8 protein-coding genes are annotated in these 8,869 nt (G+C 35.3%); 3 read left to right on the top strand and 5 right to left on the bottom strand.

Annotated elements, in window-relative coordinates:
- The 5 genes from N2201_03320 to ndk form a co-directional block, all read right to left on the bottom strand.
- Window positions 1-793: hypothetical protein (locus N2201_03320; protein MCX7785246.1), on the bottom strand; the 793-nt coding region annotated here is incomplete at its 3' end.
- A gap of 84 nt (window positions 794-877) precedes the next feature.
- Complete coding sequence (locus N2201_03315; GenBank protein ID MCX7785245.1) at window positions 878-1,579, bottom strand: hypothetical protein; 702 nt, start codon at window positions 1,577-1,579, stop codon at window positions 878-880.
- Window positions 1,580-1,599: 20 nt separating this feature from the next.
- Window positions 1,600-2,808 carry a hypothetical protein gene (locus N2201_03310; protein MCX7785244.1) on the bottom strand — a complete coding sequence of 403 codons (1,209 nt, stop codon included), beginning with the start codon at window positions 2,806-2,808 and terminating at the stop codon, window positions 1,600-1,602.
- 8 nt (window positions 2,809-2,816) lie between these two features.
- Window positions 2,817-6,305, bottom strand: a complete 3,489-nt coding sequence (locus tag N2201_03305) for a C25 family cysteine peptidase (GenBank protein ID MCX7785243.1) — start codon at window positions 6,303-6,305, stop codon at window positions 2,817-2,819.
- Window positions 6,306-6,377: 72 nt separating this feature from the next.
- Complete coding sequence (gene ndk / locus N2201_03300) at window positions 6,378-6,782, bottom strand: nucleoside-diphosphate kinase (GenBank protein MCX7785242.1); 405 nt, start codon at window positions 6,780-6,782, stop codon at window positions 6,378-6,380.
- 755 nt (window positions 6,783-7,537) lie between these two features.
- Between ndk and N2201_03295 the strand changes: the two genes are divergently transcribed.
- From N2201_03295 to N2201_03285, 3 genes are all read left to right on the top strand, one after another.
- Window positions 7,538-8,092: a CvpA family protein gene (locus N2201_03295; protein MCX7785241.1), complete on the top strand. Its 555-nt coding sequence runs from the start codon at window positions 7,538-7,540 to the stop codon at window positions 8,090-8,092.
- A 21-nt stretch (window positions 8,093-8,113) separates the two neighbouring features.
- Window positions 8,114-8,374 (top strand): hypothetical protein, encoded by a 261-nt coding sequence (locus N2201_03290; protein MCX7785240.1) that lies wholly within the window; start codon window positions 8,114-8,116, stop codon window positions 8,372-8,374.
- A gap of 13 nt (window positions 8,375-8,387) precedes the next feature.
- On the top strand, window positions 8,388-8,869 hold a 482-nt coding region (locus tag N2201_03285; GenBank protein MCX7785239.1), incomplete at its 3' end, for a fibronectin type III domain-containing protein.

Genomic DNA, 8,869 nt, shown 5'->3' with positions numbered 1-8,869 from the left:
AACTAATATTACCTAAGATAATAAAAAGAATTATTAGTCCGTGTACTACTGATTGAGTTGGCATACCCAAAGTCCCGGTTCCAATTTGTTTTAATAAGGTTTCATATTCAGCAGCACCTTGTAACCCGGAAATTAAACCAGTAATCTGATTAGATTGTAAATACGGATACAAATCAGGTGCTACAACACCTGTTGCGCCAAAAAACATTTTCTGCTGAAATCTACCGCCAGCATAAAGAACCCAAGCATCCCCAGTCGCACCGGCTTCTAAACCGATTAAAAGACTAATATCTTGATAATTGTGGACTTTTCTCATAAATTGAAAACTATCAATTGGGACGCGACGATAATCTGTAGAAAAGAAATCTCGGATTTCTCGACCAATACCAACGATTAATGCAGTATATCCAGGTCGGTATCCTAAATTTACATAATCTTCGCCATATTTCTTATTATATTCAGCGGCTACACGATTGAGCGCAATTTCACCTAAGGGCAGACCTAATGCCCAATGTCCCATTAAAATAACTTTGAGGTCTTTCTTAAAACAATGTCTTAATATTGCAATAAGCATTGGTTGTAATTCTGGTTCTGATGCAGCATCATAATCAATTGAAATCATTACCACTGAACCTGCAGGCAAGATTTCAATTGAATTAAATGCATTACGCACTGTATCTGATACTCGAATCGGCATAACAATTTTTAATAATAATGGCACGATAACAGCAAGTAGAATTATTGTGTAAATTATTCTTCGGTCAATTGAACCTAATTTTTCCCAAAATTTCATATATAATATTTGCCACAGAGACACACAGAACTCAGAGATTTTTCTATTTTATGTAGTCTGAATTTCTGAAACATTGTTAATTTCCTAAGAACCTGAAGTATAAGACCGTTCTATACCAAGAATAATTCTTATTGACATTGCGATACCACCTAAAACAATACCAATATAAATACCTCGTTTGGCTGCAGTTTGTGGTATATCCATAATCCAATCATTGATGCGCGCAAAGATTTCTAAATTTCTCAGTCCGGATAGATGTGTTCCTGGTATTAAATCGACTAAATCAACTATTTTTTGCCATAACCAACCACCTAAGGGAACTCGACCGAGCATTACTAATGCGGCAGCAACTAAAAGCATTGTTGCTTCTGAGGTACGGGCACGAAATGCGCGATATGCTGCAGAAGCAATAAAGAATGCTAAAAGCGCAAACATTGTTGCCTGTAGGGGAATGATAATATATGTGTAAAGATACATAAATGGTGAACCGAGCGTAAACGGACTTTGATACCTTGCCCACGAATAAAATCCGAGTCCTAATGTAAGAAATAACCCTAAAAGTAAAATAATACTGTACCCCCAGCCACTGGCTTTATCTCGAATTTTTATCAAATGATAGCGCGTTAGACTATCTAAGCCGAGAAGCATAGTAAATCCAGAAACAATTGAAAACCATACCAAAAATCTCTGTTCTAAACTTCCAAATGGTTCATGGGGGATGAAGAAAGTAACGATTAGTAAGATGCCTGTTAGAAAGACTATAATTAAAGGTATTTGATTTCTCATAATGTCCTACAATTCATATTTTATCTTGCAGTAAACCAATTTTGTAATCGGTCATAGAGTTCATTAAGAAACGGCAATGGTTTTGTGAGTATTACACCTAAGGTTGCGATAATAACGATACCAATAAAGATAATCATAATAATTGCTTTGGCCGTATCTTCGCCTTTTAGACTACCAAGCATCTGCGGGTCAGGTTTTAAGTAACAGGATGCCGCAAACATCTCTTCACCAATTAAAGTATAATCGCAAGAGGCAATAAAGAACGGTAGTTGAGTGATTGCAGTTGTGCCGGCAATTTGGATGGCGCCAATGGTATGAGCAGTTTCTGCCATAATTAATGCTTCCGCAAAAAAATAGCCTTGCCAAAATACTGCACCGGGTTTTTCTCTTATCATTATGCCGTCAACACCGGCAGCATAACCAAATTGGTCAGTAGTCAAAAACGGTAAGTTGTTTTCATTATATAAATCAGGTCTGCCAGCCTCTAAATAAGACTGTTTTACTGTTTCTTGAGCCGCAGTCATTACAATCGGGTCATAATTAGGTACTAAAAGTTTGGTTTGATATTCAGCGGATTTTTTCGCAATCTTGCCTAAAATTGAAAGTGCTGCGATTGTGACAACATCAGTAAGTGTACCCAGTCCAAAGGAGAAGAGAATTGGTCGTCCCATTTCAGTTGCTCGGCCTACCGCATCATCAATTGCATCAAGACCGCTTATTCTACGAACAAATAACTTATCACCTTTTTTTGCTCGTTCAATATAGTAAACAACTAAAAAACAAATTATAATTGTAAAGATAAGCACATTGATTCTCGCAGTGTTAAACCACTGGGCTTTCGAAATAACTGGACCGACAACTTGTGATTGATAAGATGTGTCTTTAAATACTGCTTTTATATAATAATAGTATTGTTTGCGGTCGATAGTTGTTTGGTCTTCATATCCTCCAGACCCTTTTAAGGCAAGACCAACTACTTCAAAAGGACCTTCTGTATTTTCTGAGCGGTAAATCTCATAGCCAATAAAATCTTCCGAGCCAAGAGTATCGCCAGGAACTAATTGCCATTGAAGCGTAATTGCTTTGCCGGCATCATTAGGTCGGTCAAATGCTTTAAGATTAAAAGGCAGTTCTTGTTGTCCATAGATAAGATTATTTTTAGAAGAAAGCAACCCCAAAATTAGCAGTAGTAAAAATCGATGCCCGTTTTTCAATCGCAATTTCATCATTTATTGTCTCATCTAATTACTGTAAATTTCTTAGTTGTGCTTTCTTTTTCAGTTGAAAGTTTAACAAAATAGATACCGTTTGGCAATTGTTTTGTCTTAAAGTCAATTGTTCCCAAACAAGTTTTAACATTGCCATTAAAGAATTCATCCTGCAATTTGCCCGAAATGTCATAAATTCTTATTGTTATATGACCGGGTTTAGGAATTTGATATGAGATTTTATTTATTTTAGCACTGATATTAGGCGTAATCGAAAAATCAATTGATGGTCTGATAACTTGAATTTTATCTCCATTTTCAGTAATGCCGACATAATGATTAAACCATGCTTGTGCTGAATCGCAATTAGCAAGGAAGTCTGCTTCACTGTTGCCGCCAACAAATGCATAGGCGACACGATAAGTCTGTGATGGCGCTAAATTGAATGGTCCAGCGGATAAAGCAATTGACCAATCATAAGTTCGATTTGATTGGGGAAGGTTAATTCCGCCATTAAGAATTCGGTATTTCATATTTTCATTCATTGCGGAATCTGGATAGACATAAATTGCGTGGTCGATACAAGTGAGGTTTGCTGCAGTAGTCGGATATAAAAGTTTCATTCCGACGGTTGGACTCTGAGTTACAGCTCGTCGCATATACACTGCGCGTCGGTTAATATCGCTTCGTGCAATGTCAGTTGCTGAACTTTCCGGCTTGATATCAAAATCACTAATAATGCCAGAATAAAGACCGTTAACAGCCGCTGTTCCGGTATTTTGGTAATCAAAGACCAAAACGACAAAATCATCATAACGGCTATTAGATAATGAATAACTGTTTTGAGTAACTTTAATGCCTTTTGGCGTTGCATGTGCGGCATCAGAATAACTGGCTTGAAGATGTTGTTCGCCATAACTTGGGGGAGAAACAAATCTTAAACTTTCAACAATACTCCAATCTTGATTTAAGGTAGTTGCCGGTTGTCCATAAAAGCGGTCAACAATATAAGATGCAGAATTGCCAATTAACATAGAACTATAATATAATGAACTTACTACTGATTTAGGATAACGAAATCCTGAACCAATTTTTTCTGCGGGGTTGGTATAACCAATACTACCTAATGCCGTTACGGTTAATAAGCAATAGCCGGTATCATGATTGGCGACAATCATTCCTGGTTGTGGTGCTTGTCCGACTAACACATTAAAATTAAAGTTCCAACTGCCCTGGTCAGCCGTAACATTTATGGTAAAAGGGATTTGGGTGCCTGAAGGTGTATTACTGCTAACATAAAAAGTATACAAATCGCCTATTGCTTGAGTTCCAACTGCAACTGTGCCGTAATTAGCAACAGAATCAATCATTGTAATATAACTACTATTTGTTCTTAATTTGCCAATTGTATTTGTTGCCGGTGCATTACCTGTATTAACGATTATTGCGTAAAAATTAATAGTCTGATTAGGATTAACTGTTCCCAATGTTAAACTGTCTAATGTTATATACGGCATTGGTGTTCCGGTTACAACTAAAATACTATCTTCTTTGGGATAACAATTTGCACCTGTCGCAGTAATATACATTTTGCCTGGTGAGGAAGCATTAACGATAAGACTTACTTGTCCATTAGAATTTGTCTTACCGCGCTTCCACACTTCACCACTTTTATAAGCGGCAATTAAAACATTGCTTATTGGACTTCCTGATTGAGTAGCAGTAATTGTAATTGTTTGTGGTCCGGTTTGAATTGTATCGGGTCGTGAAATTTGAATCTGTCTTGGTGTATTGCGCCACATTGGTAATAATGGGTCACCGAACAGATTTAATTCAAAAACACACCAACGCCAGACTTGTTGGGTTTCAGCATAATATCGATAGGCGTCTTTAGCCGTGCTGTGGCAAGGACCGATTAGACTCGAATCGCGAGTAAAAAAGAAATCATAGAAAGCAATGTCAAGTAACTCTGATGGTCCAATTACTGGCGGAGTTCCCCAGCCATATCTTGAATTCATTATAACTGCAACAGCACAATTGGGAACATTCATCATCCGTTCGGCTAAACAATCATTATATTCAAAATTACCTGGATAACAGGCAATTGAATTCACGATGACGAGTTTTGTGCTATTAGTTTGAGTAGATGGGTCAGATGTGTTATATTGGGCACTATTATAAATATAAACGCCAACATCATCACCGTGGCCAACTAAATGTGCCAATCCAAAACCATTGTTTAAGGAGTCCCTAACTAAATATCGCAAAGCATCATTCTGGCCAAGATTGATTTTTCGGTCAATCCAACCCAGCGGTGAGAATCTTTCAATTGAATCCTGTGACAACATATGGTTATAATTATCCCAGAGATATGCCGCAGGTAATAAGAGTTTCTTGATATAAGTAGAATCCGGATTTTTTTCGTAAGTGAATATTTTATTAATGTTATTAGTTATTTCAGTTGCATTGTCAACGGATAAACGCCCGACATATAAATCAACAAAGAAATCAACCGTATCAGTTGTTTCACCGAAAATATTGTTATTATTACCATCCCAGGACCATTGCAGGTCTGCGTAATATAAATCGCAGGGGATATTACCCGTATAAGTTGAAACAACTGCGCGCGCTCTTCGTGCGGGCACAACTGCATTATCACCACCTAAAATTACCCATTTCAGACCACGCGTATTAAAGTAATCTCTAATAAAATTTCTAATCTTTTCTTGTTGGTCACGACCGTTATAATTACTCATTATCCAAGAAGTTGTTCTTATCTCGGTTCGAAAGCCTTTTTTGTTATGCCATTCGATTAACGGTTGGAAGTTAGTTGATAAAGCATCACTGGTAATTATAATACAATCAATCTCATTCTGTTCAATAAAATTCTCTGGGGGCGAAAACCGTTCAATATCTTCAGGGTTGATTATCAGAGATTGCACATCTTGAGAAAAAAATTCCTTCTGTTTGAGAGTTATCGGTTCTGATATTACCCGATTCTCTTCATAAATAAATTCTAAGGTTAGACTATTAATCAAAACTAATTTCTGAGTCTCGGGATAATAACGAATAGGAAAAATCGCAAAACTACTAATTCGATAACCACTTTTAGTTCCAGTAGATGAATAATCAACTATTTTTGCGGGATAGACCGAAGATGAACGATATATTTCTTGATTGGGTTGAATAAATTCAAATTCGCCTTGGTAACTAATCGGTTTTGGTTCTTGGCTCGGATATAATATATATTTGCCATCAACTGAATGCTCGGCTATTGCTCGGATTTTAATTTCGGTAAGAGTTGCATTTGCTGGCACTAAGACATTATAGATAGCAACAGGTACAATTGGCGCACCGGGTATTTGATAAGGTATGGTATTTTTCAAACTTACTATGTCAAAATTATCAACCTTTTGAAAGGTTAAGTCCGCATCTGAAAATTTAAATGTTTTCGTAAACGAACCAGCATAAGCTATTGCACTGAAAAGTGCTATTATAACAAACAAATATTTCTTCACAATGTCCTCCATGTACATTATTCAGGGTTTCAAAGATTCTTTTTCATTATTTTAACGAATTTTATGGTTTCATTATTTAACTTTTGGGAAAAAGAATTTTATTTCTTTTTCTGGATTTTCTAAAGGGTTTGAAGCATGCACTGCATTCTGTTGAATTGATGTGCCGAATCTATTTCTGATAGTTCCTCTTTTTGCTTTTTTCGGGTCAGTATCACCAATGAATTCTCGGATTCTTTTTTGAATATTAGGTCCTTGTAAAAGGAGTGCAACTATTGGTCCAGAAGTAATAAACTCTATCAGCCCCTTAAAAAAATCTTTATTCTTGTGGATTGCATAGAACTTTTTGGCTTGAGATTTTGTTAAACGCGTATATTTTATATCTAAAATCTCAAATTCTTTTTCGACTTCAGTAATTATTTCGCCGATGTGTTTATTCTTTACTGCATCGGGTTTAATCAACAATAATGTCTTTTGCACAAAGAATAATTATAAATCAAAAAATAATAAAGTCAACAAAAAGTATCTATTACAGAAAGATGGTATCCGGATTTAGTGAAATAGATATTCCATATGAATGTTTCTTAAAAAGCAATTCAATAGTTTTAGACCGAGTCATTACCCTTTGTGGAATTCACTATTATTAAAAAGTTTAAGGAGACAATCATTGATGCTAATAAAATTGGTTGCCTCAAAAATAACTTACTTAATTATGGATGTATTTGTTCATTAAACCGCAATCCCTAATAGACCATAAGAGACTATCCCTATCTTTAATTAAAATGGTCGTTATAAAATAAGATTAATTTTGTTCGTCAAAATATACCACTGAATAAGGTACTGGAGGTGTTACTATGTTTGGTTTCGGAATCTCCTTAACGCCCAATTCGAAACTTGCTACACCGTGGTGGGAGTCATACCATCTAATAGTAGGAATTTCGAAAGAACAGTATGAAATTTAAAATGTTATATCAAATTTCAGTTAAAAATTTTGTATAATTATATGTATAACTTTTTGGAGCGATTTTAAGGTATATCTGGGTTAAAATCATAAAAGTTATATCTGAGTATAAAAATCATACTTAAATGTTCTCAAAAATACTTAATGAATTTTATTATTGACTTTATTAAATTATATGTTAAGATAGCAATGATTGCAGTAAAGTTTTTGAAGTCTATTCAGTTATGACAGAATTCGATTTGCTAACAATATTTTTGCGTGAATAAGGATAGAGATGATAATTGATGCCCTTATTGTTTTAGTGATAATAGGTTGTATTGTAAATGGTATTATTAAAGGATTTGTTAAACAATTATCAATAACTGCAGGTCTAATGTTAGGGTTTTATATTGCTAGCAAACAATACCCAACATTAGAAAAAATATTGTTCAAAACTTCACAACTAACAACAGTTAATAAAATAATATGTTTTATCATTATTTTTATAATTGTTTTTATTCTGATATATTTATTGGGTTTATTATTGAAGAAGGTCGTCCAATTGATAATGTTGGGTTGGCTCGATAAAATTTTAGGAGGAGTCTTCGGGTTTGTTCAAGGAGTAATCATAATTTGGTTAGTATTAATATTGGCGCTATTAGTTTTTCCTAACACTAAATATACGATTGGTCGTTCAATTTTTGCATACAAAATTCTTAAAATGGGTTCAAATATGACCAAAATGCCGATAAGACCTTATCGGGTAAAAAAAGACTTGACAATTAGCCTTAAATTATATAAAATAACAATAAATAGCAATGGTAATCTAAATATGCGCCATTGCGATTAATATATACAGAAAGGAGTATTTATGAAAAAACTAATTACCGCATTAGTTTTTGTCGCATTCGTTTTCATCATCGGCTGTCAGCAACCAACCGAATTGAAAACGCAACTCGACAAACAAAGCGAACAGATAAAAGCATTGGAGACGCAGATTAACGACTTATCTGCTAAAATCGAGCAGATGAAGATGGACTTCGAAAAACATATGACCGATTTCCATAAAAAAGCAACAACTCCAGCAAAACCGGCACCCAAACCAGTGCCGCCAGCACCTAAAGGCCGTTAAATAGGAGGATAAAATGACTCGCAAATTCATTGCTGTCTTTTGGGTAATATTTATATTATTTTTATTTTTTGTTAATTGCGAAAAAGTCACTGCGCCGAGTGCACCCACTAATCTAAAACTTGTTGGTACGGATAATGGGTTAAAAGTTAAACTGACTTGGGATGCACCAACCGAAGCTACAGATGGTTATTATGTCTATTTCAAAGCCGCCGGTTCAGATACTTGGCAAAGAATAAAACTTACCGGCTCTACTACAACTTCATATATCCACGACCCCAACAAAAAGACAGGTGATTATAAAGTTACAGCATATAAAGGTGACGAGGAGTCCGATCCAACGGCAATTAAAACAACCATTCCTAAGGAAACACCAAATATTACATTGAATGAGTTAAATGCCGCAGGTAATAGCGGTTTAGGGTTTACCGTCACTGATGGTTCTGCATTCACCTATTCAATGACTGCAACTGATGCTGCAAGTAAAGTTGATTTTTA

The organism is candidate division WOR-3 bacterium, assembly GCA_026418155.1.
In the GTDB taxonomy this organism is placed as follows: domain Bacteria; phylum Hydrothermota; class Tepidihabitantia; order Tepidihabitantales; family CAIPLT01; genus JAOABV01.
The sequence above is the reverse complement of the archived record's forward strand: the minus strand, read 5'-3'. Positions and strand labels throughout refer to the sequence as shown.